The following is a 16,248-nucleotide window of genomic DNA, read 5'->3' as shown; positions in this document are numbered from 1 at the left end:
ACCGACGCGGAGACGTCCGCTGGACCTCGCGACGGGATCCGCAAGAAGGGCGCTGGCATGGACGTCATCGAGACCGAGATCCCGGACGTGAAGCGCATCGTCCTGAAGCGCTTCGGCGACGCGCGGGGCTGGTTCTCGGAGACCTTCCGGGCCGACACCCTGGCGCGGGCCGGCATCACCACGCCCTTCGTGCAGGACAACCAGTCCTTCTCGGCCCCGCAGGGGACGGTCCGCGGCCTGCACTTCCAGATCGCCCCCCGCGCGCAGGCCAAGCTGATCCGCGTGCTGCAGGGCGCGATCCTCGACGTCGCGGTCGACATCCGCAGCGACTCGCCGACCTACGGGAAGTACGTCGCCGTCACGCTCGACGCCGAGAACGGCGAGCAGCTCTACATCCCGCACGGCTTCGCGCACGGCTTCTGCACCCTGACGCCCGACGTCATGGTCGCCTACAAGGTCGACGACTACTACAGCCCCGAGCACGACCGGGCGCTGTTCTGGAACGATCCGGCGATCGGGATCCCGTGGCCGGTTTCCGGCGAGGCGGCGATCCTGTCCGACAAGGATCGCCGGGCGCCGAAGCTCGCCGATCTCGGCCGCGTCTTCTGAAGAGCGCGGCCCGGCCGCAATTTTGTCACGACGGCCGGTCTTAGGCTGCCACGGCTTTCTCAGTTCTCGATCGATCCGAAGAGGTAATCCACCATGCGCATCCTGGTGACCGGAGGCTGCGGCTTCATCGGCTCGGCGCTGGTGCTGCACCTCGTCAACGATCTCGGCCACGACGTCTGCACCCTCGACGCGATGACCTACGCGGCCAACCCGGTCTCGCTGGCGCCGCTCGCCGACAACCCGCGCCATCGCCTGGTCGAGGCCGACATCTGCGACCGCGCCGCCGTGCAGAAGGCCTACGCGGACTTCAGGCCCGAGGCGGTGATGCACCTGGCCGCCGAGAGCCACGTCGACCGCTCGATCACCGACCCGGGCGCCTTCGTGCGCACCAACGTGATCGGCACGCAGACCATGCTGGACGGCGCCCGCGGCCATTACGAGACGCTGCCGGAGGCCGAGAGGAAGACCTTCCGCTTCCTCCACGTCTCCACCGACGAGGTCTACGGCTCGCTGCCGCCGGACGCGTTCTTCACGGAGGAGAGCCGCTACGATCCGCGCTCGCCCTACTCGGCCTCGAAGGCGGCCTCCGACCACCTCGCCCGCGCGTGGCACGAGACCTACGGGCTGCCGGTCCTGGTGACCAACTGCTCGAACAATTACGGGCCGCGTCACTTCCCCGAGAAGCTGATCCCGCTGATGATCCTCAACGCCCTCGAGGGCAAGAAGCTGCCCGTCTACGGCGACGGCCTGAACGAGCGCGACTGGATCCACGTGGAGGACCACGCCAAGGGCCTCGTGGCCGTGCTGGAGCGCGGCCGGATCGGCGAGACCTACCTGCTCGGCGGCCGCGCGGTGCGCAACAACCTCGCGGTGGTCAAGGCGCTGTGCGCCGCCTTCGACCGGCTGCGCCCGCAGGGCGCGCCGCACGAGCAGCTGATCAGCTTCGTGGCCGACCGCCCGGGCCATGACCGGCGCTACGCGATCGACTGCACCAAGGCCGAGACCGAGCTCGGCTGGCGCCCGCAGAAGACCTTCGAGCAGGCGCTGGAGGAGACCGTGGCGTGGTACCTCGGCAACGAGGGCTGGTGGCGCCCGATCCGCGAGGGCCGCTACAAGGGCGAGCGCCTGGGGCTCAACGGCTGATGGACGTCCTCGTCCTCGGCGGCGCCGGCCAGGTCGGCACCGAGTTGCAGGCCCTGACTTGGCCGGACGGCGTCACCGTCCACGCGCCGGGCCGCGCGGATCTCGACATCACCGACGCGGACGCCGTCGCGGCGGCGCTCGCCGCCCGCGACTACCGGGCGGTGATCAACACCGCCGCCTACACGGCGGTCGACAAGGCCGAGTCCGACGTCGTCGCGGCGTGGCGCCTCAACGCGCTGGCCCCGGCGATCCTGGCGGCCGCGACCGCCGCCAAGCGAATCCCGCTGGTGCACGTCTCGACCGACTACGTCTTCGCCGGAACGAAGCCCGACGGGGCCTACGCGCCCGACGCGCCGATCGACCCGCAGAGCGTCTACGGTGCCAGCAAGGCCGCCGGCGAGCTGGCGGTGCGCACCGGCAACCCGCGCCACGCCATCGTGCGGACCGCCTGGGTGGTGAGCCCGCACCGGGGCAACTTCGTCAAGACGATGCTGCGGCTCGCGGCGGAGCGCGACGCGCTGACCGTGGTGAACGACCAGCACGGGTGCCCGACCTCGGCCGCCGACCTCGCCGCGGCCCTCGCGACGATCGCGCAGGCCATGGCCGCGGATCCGGAGGCGCCGACCGGCACGTTCCACTGCGTGAACCGGGGCGACACCACGTGGTGCGGCTTCGCCGAGGCGATCGTGGCGGGCTCGGCCCGGCGCGGCGGGCGCTCCGTGCCGGTCAAGGGCATCCCGACCTCCGCCTACCCGACACCGGCCCGGCGGCCGGCCAATTCGCGCCTGTCCACCGACAGCCTCACGGCCGCCTACGGCATCGCGCCGCGGCCCTGGCAGGCGGCGCTCGACGACATCCTGGACCGGCTCGTCGGGCCGGTCTCAGAGGGAGTTTCCAAGCCATGAAGGGCATCGTTCTGGCCGGCGGATCCGGCACGCGCCTGCACCCGGCCACGCTGTCGATCAACAAGCAGCTCCTGCCGGTCTACGACAAGCCGATGATCTACTACCCGGTCTCGGTACTGATGCTGGCCGGCATCCGCGAGATCCTGATCATCTCGTCGCCGGAGCACCTCGACAACTACAAGCGCCTGTTCGGCACCGGCGAGCAGTTCGGCCTGAAGTTCTCCTACGCCCTGCAGCCGCGGCCGGAGGGCCTCGCCCAGGCCTTCGTGATCGGGCGCGACTTCGTCGGCGACGACGACGTGGCGCTGATCCTCGGCGACAACCTGTTCTTCGGCGCCGGCATGGGCGAGCTCCTGGAGCGCGCGTCGAGCCGCAAGCAGGGCGCGACCGTCTTCGCCTACCACGTCGACAACCCCCAGGCCTACGGCGTCGTCAACCTCGACAAGTCGGGGCGGCCGACGAAGATCGTCGAGAAGCCGCAGAACCCGGAATCGACCTGGGCGGTGACCGGCCTGTACTTCTACGACAACCAAGTGCTCGACATCGCCGCCGACGTGAAGCCCTCGGCCCGGGGCGAGCTGGAGATCACCAGCGTCAACGAGGCCTACCTGCAGCGCGGCCAGCTGCACGTGGAGCGCATGTCGCGCGGCTACGCGTGGCTCGATACCGGGACCCACGACAGCCTGCTGGAGGCGAGCGAGTTCGTCCGCACCCTGCAGAACCGGCAGGGCCTGCAGGTGGCGTGTCTGGAGGAGATCGCCTACCTGCAGAAGTTCATCACCCGCGACCAGCTCGTGGCCCGCGGCGAGATGTTCGCCAAGACCGCCTACGGGCAGAACCTGCTGCGCCTCTCCCGCGAGAGCGAGGACGACCTGCGCCTGCGCCGCGGCAAGTAGCGCCGCCGGCGGCGCGGGGACGCCGCCCCGTCGCCGCCCCCCTTATCGGGGGGCGCAGCCGATGCAGATGCCGCGCATGAGCTTGTCGTTCTTCGCCTCGCGCGGCGTCCGCACGCGCCGGTCGTCCGGCGTCTCGGCACCGGCGCCGCGGCTCGGCGGCATGACGCGGCCGACCGACGAGGTGTTGGGGGCGGTCGCCGTGGAGGCGGGGCCGCCGCCGGTGCCGGTCTGGGCCTGAGCCAGCGCGGGGCCGGTCGCCAGGACCGGCAGGAGGAGCGCGAGGCCGAGGGCGGTGAGGGGGCGGGTCATGGGTGCGGAACTCCGTGCCGGGCCATAACGCGGGTGTGACCGTCCGGTTCGATCGGGCCGCGCGATCCCCACCTTTGTTCGCCTTTGCAGAAGCGATGCGGCGCCGTATCAGGGGCCGCGTTCCCGCCGCCGCCATCCTGATGCGTCGAAACTCGGAGCCGCCGCGACGATGCGGGACCCCAACGCGATCGACTTCTGGCGCGGCTTCGCCCTGATCACGATCTTCATCAACCACATCCCGGGCAACACCTTCGAGCGCTACACCTTCTCGCAGTACGGCATCTCGGACGCGGCCGAGCTGTTCGTGTTCCTGGCCGGCTGGTCGATCGGGATCGCCACCCGCGGGCGCGACGGCAACCCGGAGCCGCCGGGCCGGAGCGTGGTGCGGCTCCTCGCCCGCACCGTCGAGGTCTACCGGGCGCAGCTCACCGTGATGCTGCTGGCGCTCGCGATCATCGCGGGGGCGGCGCTGCTGCTCGACAACCCGCTGATCCTCGAGTGGCACAATGCCGGCGGCTTCTTCGCGGACCCGATCCAGTCGGTCTGCGGGATGGCGCTGCTGACCTACCAGCTCGGCTACTTCAACATCCTGCCGCTCTACGTACTGCTGATCGGCATCGCGCCCGTCTTCGTCCTGGTCGGCCGGTTCAGCCTGCTCGGGGCCCTGGGCCTGTCCGTGAGCGTCTATCTCGCGAGCCTCGTCTTCGGGTGGAACGTCCCGTCCTGGCCGGGCGAGGGCGACTGGTTCTTCGATCCGCTCTGCTGGCAGCTCCTGCTGGTGCTGGGCTTCGTCCTGCAGGGCTGGAACCTCCGCTCCGACGCCCTGCGCCGCTGGTCGCGGCGCCTGATCCCGGCGGGCGTCGTGATCGTTCTCCTCGGGATCGTGCTCGCCGTGACGGAGATCCGCCCGGATCCGATGCTCGTTCCGGAGCCGCGCCTGCTGTTCACGTTCGAGAAGACTTACCTGACCCCGGCGCGACTGGTTCATTTCCTGGGGGTATTGTTAGCGTTTGCACCGCTTTACGCGGTGCTCGCCCCCCGAATCGGCCGCGTCGTCGGTTATCTGAGTCAGATGGGCCGGAATTCACTGGCTGTCTTCTCGATGGGCTCGATCCTGAGCCTGATCGGACAGCTCGTGCGTTTCCAGACGGGCGGCGGCGCGCTGATCGATATGCTGGTCGCCGGCTCGGGCCTGGTCGGGCTGGGGTTTACGGCATGGTTCGTCGAATGGCGCAGCCGCAGCAGATCGTCGCGACCCCGCGCATGACGCGGGCCCGGCTCGCCGCGGCGCTGGCCGCGCTCCTGCTGTCGGGCCCCGCCGGCGGCGCGGCCGCGGCCGAGCAGGCCGCCGGCCCCGTGGCGGACGATCCGGCCCTGTCGCAGGAATGCCGGGTCCCGGGGGCGCAGCTCTACAGCGTCGCCCAGCTCGGCGCCGTCAAGGCGGCGCTGGCGGAGAACCGACCGCTCAAGATCCTGGCGATCGGCGGCAGCGCGGCGCCGGGCGCCTCGGCCTCCTATCCGGCCAAGCTCGAGGCCGCCCTGGAACACGCCCTGCCGAAGGTCGACGTCGTGATCGACCACCGCGGCCTGCCGGGCGAGATCGCCTCCGGGGCCGCCGAGCGCCTGCGCACCATGGTGGCCGAGGCCGAGCCCGACCTCGTCGTCTGGCAGGTCGGCACCCACGACGCCATCGCCCGCGTCGACGTGGACGCCTTCGCGAGCGCGCTGGCCGAGGCCGTGGGCTGGATGCGGTCGCACGGGATCGACGTGGTGCTGGTCGACCCGATCTACACGGCCAGCATGGCGGCCGACGTCGACTACAACCGGATCGTCGAGGCCGTCCGGAGCGTCGCGACCCAGCAGGGCGTGCCGCTGGTCCGGCGCTACGAGGCCCTGCAGTACCTGTCGCGCCGCAGCGACAAGGGCGAGGGTCACATGCTCGGCCGCCAGTTCCGGCTCAACGACCTCGGCCTGCGCTGCATGGCCGAGCACGTGGCGCTGACGATCGCCACCTCGCTGATGCGGACCGAGGCGCCCAAGGAGCCCAAGGCGGCCCCGGCCCAGCCGCCCTTAACCGAGCCGCAACGCGCCCCGGGCTAGACCGGACGGCCAGAGATCGGCCTCCCGCCGAGTTCGGGACCGGCGCGGAGCGCGTAGTGTCAGCCACGGCCCTCCCTGTCCTCGCGCTCCGGCACCTCCGGGCGCTGCGCAGCGGCCCGCAGCGGGCGGCCCTGACGGTCTTCGCGATCCGCGTGGGGTCGGCCGGCTTCGCCTACGGCGCCCAGGTGCTCGCGGCGCGGCTGATGGGCTGGGACGCCTACGGGATCTTCGCGTCGGTCTGGGTCTGGACCGCGATGCTGGGCCACACCCTGACCCTCGGCCTGTCGCAGGGCGCCTGCCGGTTCGTGCCGGGCGATCAGGCGCAGGGCGACCTCGACCTCGCGCGCGGCTACATCCGGGCCGGCGCCCTCGTGACCGGCGGAGCGGCGCTCGCCGTCGCCTGCCTCGGCGCGGCGCTGCTCGTGCTCGAGCCGGACCTGTTCGCCCCCGCCTACTGGGCACCGATCCTGGTCGCGCTCTGCGTGATGCCGCTCTTCGCGCTCCAGGACTACCTCGAGGGCGTGGCGCGCAGCCAGAACTGGGTCGGGCTCGCCATCGCGCCGCCCTACCTGCTGCGCCAGACCCTGATGATGGCCTGCATGATCGCGGCGATCCTGCTCGGCGCGCCGCCCCGGGCCGAGGTCGCGATGGCCTGCATGCTGGTCGCCGCCGCGGTCGCGACCGCCCTGCAGGCCGCCCTCCTCGCCGCGCGGCTCCGGCGAGAGCTGCCGGCCGGGCCGCACCGCTACCGGTGGCGCACGTGGCTCGGCACGGGCCTGCCGATCGCCGCGATCGACCTCGCCAATGCCGGCTTCACCTTCGTCGACGTGATCGTGCTCGGCGCCCTGGTGAGCCCGGCCGAGGTCGGGATCTACTTCGCGGCGACCCGCATCCAGCAATTCGTGGTGTTCGTGCACTACGCGGTCAGCGCGGCGACGCTCCAGCGCTACAGCGCCGCCCAGGCGCAGGCCAACCGCTTCCTCCTCGCAGAGCTGGTCCGGCGCCAGGGCCGCCTGACGGCGGCCGCGACGCTCGTGGTCGGCGGCGCGATCCTGGCCGTCAGCCCCCTGCTGCTGGCCATGTTCGGGCCGGGTCTCGGCGACAGCGTGCCGATCCTGTGCATCCTGATCGCCGGCAGCGTCGGGGCGAGCCTGTTCGGCCCGGGCGAGGATCTGCTGACCATGCTGGGCGGGGAGCGGCTCTGCGCCGGCATCACGGCAGGGAGTCTCCTCGCCGCCGCCGGCCTGTGCCTCGCCCTGGTCCCGGCGCTCGGGACGCTCGGCGCGGCCGTGGCGGTCGCGGTGGCGAGCGTGGGCCGGGCCGCCCTGCTCGCGCGCGCCGCGGGGCGGATCCACGGGTTGCCGACCCCGGTCTGGGCCGCCGGAGCGGTCCGATGATCCCGGCGAGCCCCCTCCGCGCGCCGTCCGGAGCCGTCGTCACCCTCGGCGACGCGCCGGAGCCGGAGGCCTGGGACGCGCTGGTCGCGGCGGGCGCCGCGGCGCACCCGCACTTCTCCCGGCACGTCATCGAGGCCCATCGGACCGCCGGGCTGCTGCCGGCGGCCCTCCGCTACGTCACGGTCCGCGCGGGCGACCGTCTCGTCGGGCTGCTCCCGTACCGTGAGGCCCGGGACCTGACGGGCCTCGGCGGCCGGGTCCTGCGGCCCTTCCTCTCGCCTTACGTGACCGCCACGGCTCCCCTGGTCGCCGACGGTCCGGACCGGGCCGCGCACGCGCTGGCCCTGGTGGCCGGCCTCGAGGCCGCCTCCGGCGGATGCCCCTGGCGCTGGCCGCTGCTGCCGACCGGGGAGGGCGCCGTGCCGGAGATGCTCGCGGCGATGCGCGCGCGCGGCTGGGCCATCGGCACGGTGGCGGGCTTCGACCGCCCGGTCATGGACCGGCGCGCCGACCACGCGGCGTTCCTCGCCGACCATCCCGGCCGGGCGCGCTTCAAGGATCTGCGCCGCCGGGCGCGCCGCCTGTCGGAGACCGGAACCGTCGCCCACGCGTGCGCCACGGGCGGATCGGACCTCGCCCGCCTCGTCGCGGCCTTCCTCGACCTGGAGCGCGCCGGCTGGAAGGGGCAGGCCGGCACCGCCATGGCCTGCCGGCCCGAGAGCGCCGCGCTGGCCGAGGCGCTGTTCACCGCGGTTCCGGGCCCGGTCGCCGTCCGGGCCGACGCGCTGACCCTCGACGGCCGGCCTGTCGCCGTCAGCCTCGCCCTGGTCAGCGGCGGCACCGCGACCCTGCTGAAGACCGCCTACGACGAGGATCTGCGCGGCCACGCCCCGGGCCTGCTGCTCGAGGCCGAGATCGTGCGGGCCTGCCACGAGACCGGCTTCGCCGACCGGCTCGACTCGGCGACGCTGGAAGGATCGGCGCTGGAAGGTCTCTACCGCGACCGGGTTCCGGTCGCCGAGATCATCGCGGTCCCGCCCGGTCGACAGGTCATCTCGCTGGAGCGGCGCCTCCGGCTCGCCCGGTTCGAGCGGGACGCGCGCGCGGCCGCGAAGCGGGCCCTGCGGCGGCGCTAGGGCCGGTCCCGGTCGGGTTCGAGAGCGTGGACGGAGCCGCTGATCCCGGTCGAGACATCCGCGCCGTGCCCCTCTCCAGCACGGGAGAGGGGTATCGCGCCTCGCTCGGCTCTGGCCCGATCATCGCCGCCGTCGCGCATCGGGCGTGAGCGGGACTACCGGCCCCGGTACAGACCGTCGCCCTGCACCCGATCGTAGACGCCGTGCCCGGTCCGGGCACGATAGGCGCGGCCGGCGATCGCGCCGGGGGTCGGCGGCGTGCCGGGCTGCGCGAAGCTCGTCTCGGGCCGGTAGGCCGGCCCCCAGCCGATCTCCTCGTCGCCCGCGGGATCCTTGCCCGGGAAACCCGTGACGTAGCCCGTGCTCTGGGCGAGCGCGGGCCCGGCGGCGAGCCCGAGCAGGAGCGCCAGCGTGCAGCGGTACGTTGTCCTGGATCGCATCGGCCGTATCCTCCAGTCCGGTCCGCCGGGCGGACCACCTGCGGGGCAAACCCGGATCCGGAACGGAGGGTTTTCCGGCGTGTACTCATGCCGCGGGCGAGACGGCGGGCGGGCTGTTGGGAATTCCGGCCGGCCGCGGGGGCGGGCGATGATCGCGGAGGCGGGCGTCATGGACGACTGGAAGGCGGGGCTCCGGGCGGAAATGCGGGCCATCGACATCGCCACGGGCGAGGCGGCCTCGGCGCAGCTGCCGGACCTGCTGCGACGCCTGAGCCGGCATCAGGCCGGTCTCGGCGGCAACCCGGTCCTGTCGCTGTACCGGCGCTGGCGCATCCGGCGCCTGGCACGCGCCGTCGCGGACGCGCGCTGGCACGCGGAACAGGGCCGCCTCGCACGCCGCGGCGGGCTCGATCCGCGTCCGTGAACGGTCCCGCTCAGGCGGCGGAACGGCCCGCCCGCGGCGCCTCGCGCCTGACAATCGTGGAATCGGCCGTCGCGGAAGGGGCCGAGCCGGCCGGAAAGTTGGCCTCGCGCTCGGCCGGCGTGGCCGGCAGGCGGACGAGCACGATGGTGCCCACCGTCTCCTCGGAGCGGATCCGGAGCGAGCCGCCGTGGAGCTCGACCATCGAGCGGGTGATGGCGAGGCCCAGGCCCGAACCCTTGTGGCACCGGGTCATCTGCCGCTCGACCTGCGTGAAGGGCCGGCCGAGGCGGGCGAGGTCGGAAGTCGGGATGCCGATGCCGTTGTCCTCGATATAGAGGTGGGTGCACGCGCCGGCGCGGCGGCCCCGGACGGCGACGCGGCCGCCGGCGGGCGTGAACTTCACGGCGTTCTGCACGAGGTTGGCGAGGATCTGCCGGATCGCCTGCGGATCGGCCAGCAGCTCGAGGCCGGGCACGACGTCGACGCTGACGGTGATCGCCTTCTCGCGGGCGGCCGCCTCGACGGGCGCGAGGGCCGCGCTGATCGCGGTCTCGGCGGAGATCGCCCTGGGGCTCAGGCGCACGCGCCGGGCCTCGAGCCGGGCCATGTCGAGGATGTCGTCGATCATGGACAGCAGGTGCGAACCGCTCTCGCGGATGTCGCGGCAATACTCGGTGTAGCGCGGGGTGCCGAGCGGCCCGAGAACCGCGTTCTCCATCACGTCGGCGAAGCCGATGATGGCGTTGAGCGGGGTGCGCAGCTCGTGGCTCATATTGGCCAGGAACTCGGCCTTGGCCTGGTTGGCCGCCTCGGCGGCCGCCTTCTGGTCGAGGTAGCGCTCGGCGAGATCCGCGAGCTGCTGGGTCTGGAGTTCGAGGGTGCGGCGGGACCGTTTGAGGTCCTTGACGGTCTCGATCAGCTCGCGCTCGGAGGCGAGGAGCTGCTCCTGATTGCGCTTCAGGCTGGTGATGTCGGTCCCGACCGACACGTAGCCCCCGTCCTTCGTGCGCCGCTCGCTGATCTGCAGCCAGCGGCCGTCGGCGAGTTCCGCCTCGAAGGTGCGGGCGGCCATGCCGGTCAGCGCCATCCCGGCCTCGGGCGATTCCCGCCGGACCTGGGGCAGCACGCCGCGGCCCATCACGTCCGTGTAGCTCCGGCCCGCCTGCGCATCCTCGGGACTCAGGGCGTGGAGGTGGCGGAATTTCGAATTGCACAGGACCAGGCGGTTGCCGGTATCCCAGAGCACGAAGGCTTCCGAGATCGCCTCGACGGCGTCGCGCAGGCGCATGTCGGCCGCGGCGTTGGTCTCCTCCAGGGCCCGCTGCTCGCTGATGTCGTTGGCGATGCCGACGAGGTGGCGGCCGCCGTCGGCGGCGTCCGCCACGACCTCGGCGCGGGCGCGCAGCCAGACGTAGGCCCCGTCGGCGCCGCGCATGCGGAAGGCGTGGTCGATATGCGTCTGGTTGGCCGCGAGCCCCCGGGCGAGGCTGTACAGGTCGCCGTCGTCGGGATGGACCAGGCCGTTGACGTCCCCGAACGAGAGGTACTCGTGCTGCCGCCTGTAGCCGAGCAGCGTGTACATCGAATCGGACCAGTAGATCCGGCCGCGCGCGATGTCCCAGTCCCACAACCCGCAAGCGCCCCGGCGCAGGGCGGTCTCCAAGCGGCCGCGGATCTGCTCGCGGGCCCGGTCGGCGCGGGCGGCCTGGCGGGTCTGCAGGCCGTAGGCCAGTCCGACTCCGACGATCACGATCGCGGCGGCGGCGATCAGGACGATCTGGTCGCGGGTCCGGGCGCTCCAGCCGCGCAGCAGCGGCTCGATGGGCTGGAGCACCGCCACCTGTCCCGCGCCGCCGGGCAGGCTGTGCACCGCGGCGAGCACGCTCTCGCCGCCGGGAAGCTCGAGGGCCATCGCGCCGGCGCGCTCGCCGAGGCCGGAGAGCGGCTCGCTCTCGCCGAGCACCGCCGAGAGGGTCGTGCGGTCGGCCGGCAGCGGCGGATGGGCGGCGACGATGCGGGTGTCGGGGCGGACCACCAGCAGGCGGCGGCCGGGATGCCGCTCGCTCTCGGGCATCAGGGCGCGCAGGTCCTCCGCCACGGTGCCGGCCGGATCCACCGCCCGCGCGGCCAGACGGGCGAAGCCTTCGACCTCGGCCTTCGCGCCCGCCAGGATCTCGGCACGCTGGCCCTGGATATGGAGGGTGGCGAGCCCGACGAGGCAGGCCAGGAACACCGCCAGCGTTCCCGGCACGGCGTAGCGCAGCCAGCGCTCGGCCTGGCCGAGCCGCGGATCCCGGCTCCGCATGGGCCACGAGATCGTGAGACTCGAATCCGCACGCGCGGAGAAGGAAGCGGAAGCCGCCTCCGGCATGGCCGAACCTCGCCCGTGGGAACTGTGATCCGGTGTGGGCACCCGGCCCCCGAAGGCCCCCCGAATCTGACTGAATACAATCACTTCGGGGGGCAGTTTGTCCACGGATTTTTTACCATAATGGCTTGACGGAACCCAGGTGTTGCCTGGGAGCCCGAGAATCGATTTCTACCGCAGGTTCAGACGGTTAGCCGCCTCCGAGGGTGCGCGCGAGGATGTCGGCGGTGTCCCGGGAAAGCCCCGGGATCGCCTTGATCCCATTCAGCATTTCGACCGCTTTGGCGCCGCGTGATTTTTCCAGCCGGCGCCAGGATCCGAAGGCCGTGAGGAGCCGTGCGGCCACCTGTGGGTTGGTCGAATCGAGTGCCGCGACCGTCTCGGTCACGCGGGCGAATCCCGCCCCGTCGCGCCGGGCGAACTGGGTCGGGTTGCCGAACGCGAAGCTCCCGATCAGCGCCCGCACGCGGTTCGGGTTGGTCATGGTGAAGGCCGGGTGTTCCTGCAGCCGCGCGATCCGGTCGAGGGTGCCGGGCTCGGGGATCTGGGCCTGGAGGGCGAACCACTTGTCGAGGACCAGGGGCTCGTCGGCGTAGCGGGCCGCGAACTCCGCGAAGGCGGCCTCGCGGGTCTCCCCCGGGATCAGCGCCAGCGTGCCGAGGGCCGCGAGCCGGTCGGTCATGTTGGTGGCCTCGGCCAGCCGCGCGGCGGCGCGGGCGGCGCCCTCCCGGGGATCGCCGGCGGCGACCAGGTCGAGGGCCGCGTTGCGGAGCGACCGGCGCCCCGCCGAGGCGGCGTCGGGGCTGTAGGGCGCACCGGCCACCGTCGCGAGCGCCGCGTCGATCGATTCGAGCCGCGGCCGCAGGGCCTGGCCCAGACGCGCCCGCAGGTTGAATCGCGCCCGGTGGATCGCGTCGGGATCCACGTCGGCCGGCACCGCGTCGGCGGCCTCGCCCTCGCTCGGCAGCGCCAGGACCAGGGCCGCGAAGGCCGGGTCGGCCAGGGCCTCGTCTTCGAGGAACTGGCCGAGTGCCGCGGCGAACGCCTCCGTCCGATCGGCGTCTGGCTCGAGGATCAGCCGCAAAGCGACGTCCTGCGCGGCCTGCCAGCGGTTGAACGGGTCGCTGTCCTGCGCGAGGAGCCGCATCCGCTGCGCGTCGGTCAGGGCGAGGTCGAGCCGCACCGGGGCGGAGAAGTCGCGCAGGAGCGAGGGGACCGGCTCCTCGGCGACCGCGTCGAACACGATCTCGGCCTCGGGGCGGTCGAGCACGTAGACGCCGTCCCGCACGTCCGGGCAGGTCGCGCCCGCCAGCGGCCCGGACGCCCCGACCAGCCCGAGGGCCACGGGGATCACCAGGGGCGGCCCGTCGGACTCCCCGCCGCCGCCGGGCAGGCTCTGGGCGAACCGGAGGGTGTAGCGGGCGGCGGCCGGATCGTACGCGGCCGCGACGGCGAGGCGGGGCGTGCCGGGACGCTCGTACCAGCGGGCGAAGGCGCCGAGATCGCGCCCGGTCACCGCCGCGAAGGCCGCCAGGAAGTCCTCGACGGTGGCGGCGCGGCCGTCATTGTCGGCGTAGTACCGGTCCATGCCGGCCCGGAAGGCCTCGGGACCGATCAGCGTCCGCAGCATCCGGACGATCTCGGCGCCCTTGTCGTAGACGGTCGCCGTGTAGAAGTTGTTGATCTCCGCGTAGGCCCGCGGCCGCACCGGGTGCCGCAGCGGCCCGGCATCCTCGGGGAACTGGCGCGCCCGCAGGGAGCGCACCTCGGCGATGCGGTGCACCGGCCGGGAGCGCATGTCGGAGGAGAATTCCTGGTCTCGGAAGACCGTGAGACCCTCCTTCAGGCAGAGCTGGAACCAGTCCCGGCACGTGACGCGGTTGCCAGACCAGTTGTGGAAGTACTCGTGCGCGATGATCGCCTCGATCGCCGCGTAGTCGCCGTCGGTCGCGGTCTCGGGACTCGCCAGGACGTATTTGTCGTTGAAGATGTTGAGGCCCTTGTTCTCCATGGCGCCCATGTTGAAGTCGGACACCGCGACGACGTTGAACACGTCGAGGTCGTAGGCGCGGCCGAAGGCGGTCTCGTCCCAGGCCATGGAGCGGATGACGGCGTCGAGGGCGTAGCCCGCCCGGTCTTCCTTGCCGGGCTCGACGTAGACCGCGCAGGTGACGGGGCGGCCCTCCATCGTGGTGAAGCGCGTCTCGACCTTCCCGAGCCGGCCGCCCACGAGGGCGAACAGGTAGGCGGGCTTCGGGTGGGGATCGTGCCAGATCGCGAAGTGGCGGTCCGGCCCGGCCGCGCCGGTCTCGACGGGATTGCCGTTGCCGAGCAGGACCGGCGCCTCGGCCCGGTCGGCCTCGATGCGCGTGGTGTAGACCGACAGTACGTCCGGCCGATCGAGGAAGTAGGTGATCCGGCGGAAGCCGTCCGCCTCGCACTGGGTGCAGTAGACGCCGTTCGACCGGTAGAGGCCCATCAGCTTCGTGTTGACGGTCGGATCCACCTCCGTGACGAGGCGCAGCGCGAAGGGCCGCTGCGGCGGATCGCGGAGGATGAGGCCGGACGGCGTCGCCGCGTAGGAGTCGGGCGCCAGCGGCGCGCCGTCGAGCGCGACCGAGACCAGCCGGAGATCGTCGCCGTCGAGGGTGAGCGGTGCCGCCGGCACGCCGGCCGGGTTCGGCCGCAGCGTCAGCGTCGCGTCGATGCGGGTCGCGTGCGGGTCGAGACGGATGTCGAGGTCGACGCGATCGATCAGGTAGTCGCTGGGCCGGTATTCCTCGAGGCGGATCAGCGGCGGCGTCTCGGTGCGCATTCGGCTCACTCCGGGTGCGGGGCGGGCCCGTTCTGGTCCCTCGGAGCGCGCGGCGCAACGATCGGAGCCGTCGAAACGGCCGGCGTGGCGCGGTCCTCGCCCGGCTCAGAGCCCCGGGGCGGGGCGGCCCTCCGCGCGGAGCGGCCGCTCGAGGCCGACCCTGTCGAGCGTGGCGGACAGGCGGGCGCGGACGAACGGCTCGGCCCAGCGCATCACGGCGTAGCTCAGCAGGAGCATGGCGCAGCACGCGGCCACGAGCGCCGCGTAGGGCGGAACCCCGCCGCCGACGAGGCGGTGGATCAGGGCGGCACCGTTGACGTTGTGCAGGAGGTAGAGCGGGTAGGTCATCAGTCCGAGCCGTCGGGCCAGCGCGCAGCCCCGCTCGCCGAGCCGCACGCGGAGCCACGCGTTGCCGCGCACGCTGGCCACGATCATCAGGACGCAGCCCGCGAAGACGAGGCGCGGGAGGAGCGGATCCTCGCTGCGGCCCATCTGGAACAGGAACGACCCGGCCGCGTCACCGATCTCGACGAGCGCCCCGACGGCGCAGACGGCGATCACGCAGAGCCGACCGGCCGTCGGCCCCTTGACGAGCGACAACCACAGGAAGACGCCGAGCGCGAAGAAGCAGCCGTGGCGCAGGAGCGTCAGCTCGGCCACGCGGTTCGCCGCCAGGGCGGGGAGGTTCGGCACGGCCAAGGTCGCGACCCAGAAGAGGGTGCTCACACCGCCGACCGCGGCGCAGACCGGGCCGATGCTCCGGAATCGCCCGAGCCGCAGCAGCGCGAAGACGAGTGCGTAGAAGGCGATCTCCACGCCGAGGGTCCAGTAGACGCCGTCCAGCCACGGCTCGACTGGAACGAACAGGACGCAGTCGAGATAGGCCCGCAGCACGTGCCGACCGGACCCCATGCGGCCGATGGCGAGCGAGACCAGGGCGGTGAGCGTGGCGCAGATCCAGACCGCCGGCACGAGGCGCAGGATGCGGCTGCGCAGGAAGGCGCGCGGGGTCGCGTGCTCGGCCGAGTAGGCGATCACGAAGCCCGAGATGACGAAGAACAGCTCGACCCCGATCCATCCGAACCACGTCCAGGCGAACAGGCCGGGGTAAGCTGCGGCGGAGTCGAAGGCGCGCCCGGCCGTCGAGAGCGGCGCCTGCCACGCGTAGGCGCCCAGATGAAAGACCATGACCAGCATTGCGGCGAGGAATCGCGCCGCATCGAGACCGATCATCTGTGCATCATGCCTGCCGCCCTCGGATCCCTGCGTCCTCATCACGGCCCCCGACGTTCGAAACCGCTCTCTTCATCCCGCGGGATAAGACGAATCCGTCGCGACCGGGCTACATCTTGCTGGGTAAGCCGCGCCCATACTTTCGGCCGAAGGGTCTCTCCTCCGGCGGATCGGGAGTTCGCGGCGGGACCGACGGGACGCACGCGGCGCGAGGCCCGCCGCCGGGCCGACGATGCCGGGGGCTGCCGAAACGCCCGCCCGGTCGGCTCGACGGGGTCCGACCGCGCGAACGCCCGGGCCCGATTGTCCCGAGTCTGTATCGGACGGCCTTCTCACCGCCGGAGCGGCCGCTAGCTAGCGGGGCGAGTCAGCCGGAGCGGGCCGGTGGCCCGTCTTCGAAGAGAACAGGACAGGATCCGATGGAATTTCTGCACACAATATTGTGATGATTTTATTTGCCGTGCATTTGATCT

At 72.5% G+C, this 16,248-nt stretch carries 14 protein-coding genes; 9 read left to right on the top strand and 5 right to left on the bottom strand.

The window, feature by feature from the left end; all coding sequences use genetic code 11:
- Positions 1 to 57: 57 nt before the first annotated feature.
- The 4 genes from rfbC to rfbA all read left to right on the top strand — a co-directional run bounded on the left by rfbC (position 58) and on the right by rfbA (position 3,553).
- Positions 58 to 609, top strand: a complete 552-nt coding sequence (rfbC, locus tag ACLBX8_RS25340; RefSeq protein WP_020094104.1) for a dTDP-4-dehydrorhamnose 3,5-epimerase — start codon at positions 58 to 60, stop codon at positions 607 to 609.
- A 93-nt stretch (positions 610 to 702) separates the two neighbouring features.
- The gene (gene rfbB, locus ACLBX8_RS25335) at positions 703 to 1,752 is read left to right on the top strand and encodes a dTDP-glucose 4,6-dehydratase (protein WP_447699628.1); all 1,050 of its coding nucleotides are present in this window, start codon (positions 703 to 705) and stop codon (positions 1,750 to 1,752) included.
- Positions 1,752 to 2,657 carry a dTDP-4-dehydrorhamnose reductase gene (gene rfbD, locus ACLBX8_RS25330; RefSeq protein ID WP_447699629.1) on the top strand — a complete coding sequence of 302 codons (906 nt, stop codon included), beginning with the start codon at positions 1,752 to 1,754 and terminating at the stop codon, positions 2,655 to 2,657. The genes rfbB and rfbD overlap by 1 nt, the downstream gene beginning before the upstream one ends.
- The gene (rfbA, locus tag ACLBX8_RS25325) at positions 2,654 to 3,553 is read left to right on the top strand and encodes a glucose-1-phosphate thymidylyltransferase RfbA (protein WP_056534087.1); all 900 of its coding nucleotides are present in this window, start codon (positions 2,654 to 2,656) and stop codon (positions 3,551 to 3,553) included. Before rfbD ends, rfbA begins: the two co-directional genes overlap by 4 nt.
- A gap of 42 nt (positions 3,554 to 3,595) precedes the next feature.
- Here rfbA and ACLBX8_RS25320 read toward each other — a convergent pair whose 3' ends face one another.
- Entirely contained in the window at positions 3,596 to 3,862 is a 267-nt protein-coding gene (locus tag ACLBX8_RS25320; protein ID WP_100252383.1) for a hypothetical protein, read from the bottom strand.
- 169 nt (positions 3,863 to 4,031) lie between these two features.
- On the opposite strand from ACLBX8_RS25320, the gene ACLBX8_RS25315 reads away from it, so the two are divergent.
- The 4 genes from ACLBX8_RS25315 to ACLBX8_RS25300 are packed head-to-tail and all read left to right on the top strand — an operon-like array spanning position 4,032 to position 8,495.
- Positions 4,032 to 5,129, top strand: a complete 1,098-nt coding sequence (locus ACLBX8_RS25315; protein ID WP_020094109.1) for an OpgC family protein — start codon at positions 4,032 to 4,034, stop codon at positions 5,127 to 5,129.
- Positions 5,090 to 5,962 carry an SGNH/GDSL hydrolase family protein gene (locus tag ACLBX8_RS25310; protein WP_447696117.1) on the top strand — a complete coding sequence of 291 codons (873 nt, stop codon included), beginning with the start codon at positions 5,090 to 5,092 and terminating at the stop codon, positions 5,960 to 5,962. The genes ACLBX8_RS25315 and ACLBX8_RS25310 overlap by 40 nt, the downstream gene beginning before the upstream one ends.
- Positions 5,963 to 6,018: 56 nt before the next feature.
- On the top strand, positions 6,019 to 7,359 hold the full coding sequence (locus tag ACLBX8_RS25305; RefSeq protein WP_447715925.1) for a lipopolysaccharide biosynthesis protein: 1,341 nt from the start codon (positions 6,019 to 6,021) through the stop codon (positions 7,357 to 7,359).
- Positions 7,356 to 8,495, top strand: coding sequence for a GNAT family N-acetyltransferase (locus ACLBX8_RS25300; RefSeq protein WP_447682097.1), 1,140 nt, complete (start codon positions 7,356 to 7,358; stop codon positions 8,493 to 8,495). Before ACLBX8_RS25305 ends, ACLBX8_RS25300 begins: the two co-directional genes overlap by 4 nt.
- 155 nt (positions 8,496 to 8,650) lie before the next feature.
- Here ACLBX8_RS25300 and ACLBX8_RS25295 read toward each other — a convergent pair whose 3' ends face one another.
- Complete coding sequence (locus ACLBX8_RS25295) at positions 8,651 to 8,935, bottom strand: hypothetical protein (RefSeq protein WP_020094113.1); 285 nt, start codon at positions 8,933 to 8,935, stop codon at positions 8,651 to 8,653.
- 169 nt (positions 8,936 to 9,104) lie between these two features.
- Between ACLBX8_RS25295 and ACLBX8_RS25290 the strand changes: the two genes are divergently transcribed.
- Positions 9,105 to 9,359 carry a hypothetical protein gene (locus ACLBX8_RS25290; RefSeq protein WP_026605077.1) on the top strand — a complete coding sequence of 85 codons (255 nt, stop codon included), beginning with the start codon at positions 9,105 to 9,107 and terminating at the stop codon, positions 9,357 to 9,359.
- Positions 9,360 to 9,369: 10 nt separating this feature from the next.
- On the opposite strand, the gene ACLBX8_RS25285 is transcribed toward ACLBX8_RS25290, so the two are convergent.
- From ACLBX8_RS25285 to ACLBX8_RS25275, 3 genes are all read right to left on the bottom strand, one after another.
- Positions 9,370 to 11,664, bottom strand: coding sequence for a PAS domain-containing sensor histidine kinase (locus ACLBX8_RS25285; protein WP_447715924.1), 2,295 nt, complete (start codon positions 11,662 to 11,664; stop codon positions 9,370 to 9,372).
- Positions 11,665 to 11,917: 253 nt separating this feature from the next.
- Complete coding sequence (pepN, locus tag ACLBX8_RS25280; protein WP_447715923.1) at positions 11,918 to 14,542, bottom strand: aminopeptidase N; 2,625 nt, start codon at positions 14,540 to 14,542, stop codon at positions 11,918 to 11,920.
- A 105-nt stretch (positions 14,543 to 14,647) separates the two neighbouring features.
- Positions 14,648 to 15,775, bottom strand: coding sequence for an acyltransferase family protein (locus tag ACLBX8_RS25275; protein ID WP_447699633.1), 1,128 nt, complete (start codon positions 15,773 to 15,775; stop codon positions 14,648 to 14,650).
- Positions 15,776 to 16,248: the final 473 nt, after the last annotated feature.

It is taken from the genome of Methylobacterium sp. D48H (assembly GCF_053345715.1).
The sequence above is the reverse complement of the archived record's forward strand: the minus strand, read 5'-3'. Positions and strand labels throughout refer to the sequence as shown.

Excerpts from the sequence above, each read along its gene's own strand:
- ACLBX8_RS25295 (WP_020094113.1), bottom strand. The coding sequence starts at position 8,935 with ATGCGATCCAGGACAACGTACCGCTGCACGCTGGCGCTCCTGCTCGGG.
- rfbB (WP_447699628.1), top strand. The coding sequence starts at position 703 with ATGCGCATCCTGGTGACCGGAGGCTGCGGCTTCATCGGCTCGGCGCTG.
- ACLBX8_RS25315 (WP_020094109.1), top strand. The coding sequence starts at position 4,032 with ATGCGGGACCCCAACGCGATCGACTTCTGGCGCGGCTTCGCCCTGATC.
- ACLBX8_RS25290 (WP_026605077.1), top strand. The coding sequence starts at position 9,105 with ATGGACGACTGGAAGGCGGGGCTCCGGGCGGAAATGCGGGCCATCGAC.
- ACLBX8_RS25275 (WP_447699633.1), bottom strand. The coding sequence starts at position 15,775 with ATGATCGGTCTCGATGCGGCGCGATTCCTCGCCGCAATGCTGGTCATG.
- ACLBX8_RS25285 (WP_447715924.1), bottom strand. The coding sequence starts at position 11,664 with ATGCGGAGCCGGGATCCGCGGCTCGGCCAGGCCGAGCGCTGGCTGCGC.
- pepN (WP_447715923.1), bottom strand. The coding sequence starts at position 14,542 with ATGCGCACCGAGACGCCGCCGCTGATCCGCCTCGAGGAATACCGGCCC.
- ACLBX8_RS25310 (WP_447696117.1), top strand. The coding sequence starts at position 5,090 with ATGGCGCAGCCGCAGCAGATCGTCGCGACCCCGCGCATGACGCGGGCC.
- rfbA (WP_056534087.1), top strand. The coding sequence starts at position 2,654 with ATGAAGGGCATCGTTCTGGCCGGCGGATCCGGCACGCGCCTGCACCCG.
- rfbD (WP_447699629.1), top strand. The coding sequence starts at position 1,752 with ATGGACGTCCTCGTCCTCGGCGGCGCCGGCCAGGTCGGCACCGAGTTG.
- rfbC (WP_020094104.1), top strand. The coding sequence starts at position 58 with ATGGACGTCATCGAGACCGAGATCCCGGACGTGAAGCGCATCGTCCTG.
- ACLBX8_RS25320 (WP_100252383.1), bottom strand. The coding sequence starts at position 3,862 with ATGACCCGCCCCCTCACCGCCCTCGGCCTCGCGCTCCTCCTGCCGGTC.
- ACLBX8_RS25300 (WP_447682097.1), top strand. The coding sequence starts at position 7,356 with ATGATCCCGGCGAGCCCCCTCCGCGCGCCGTCCGGAGCCGTCGTCACC.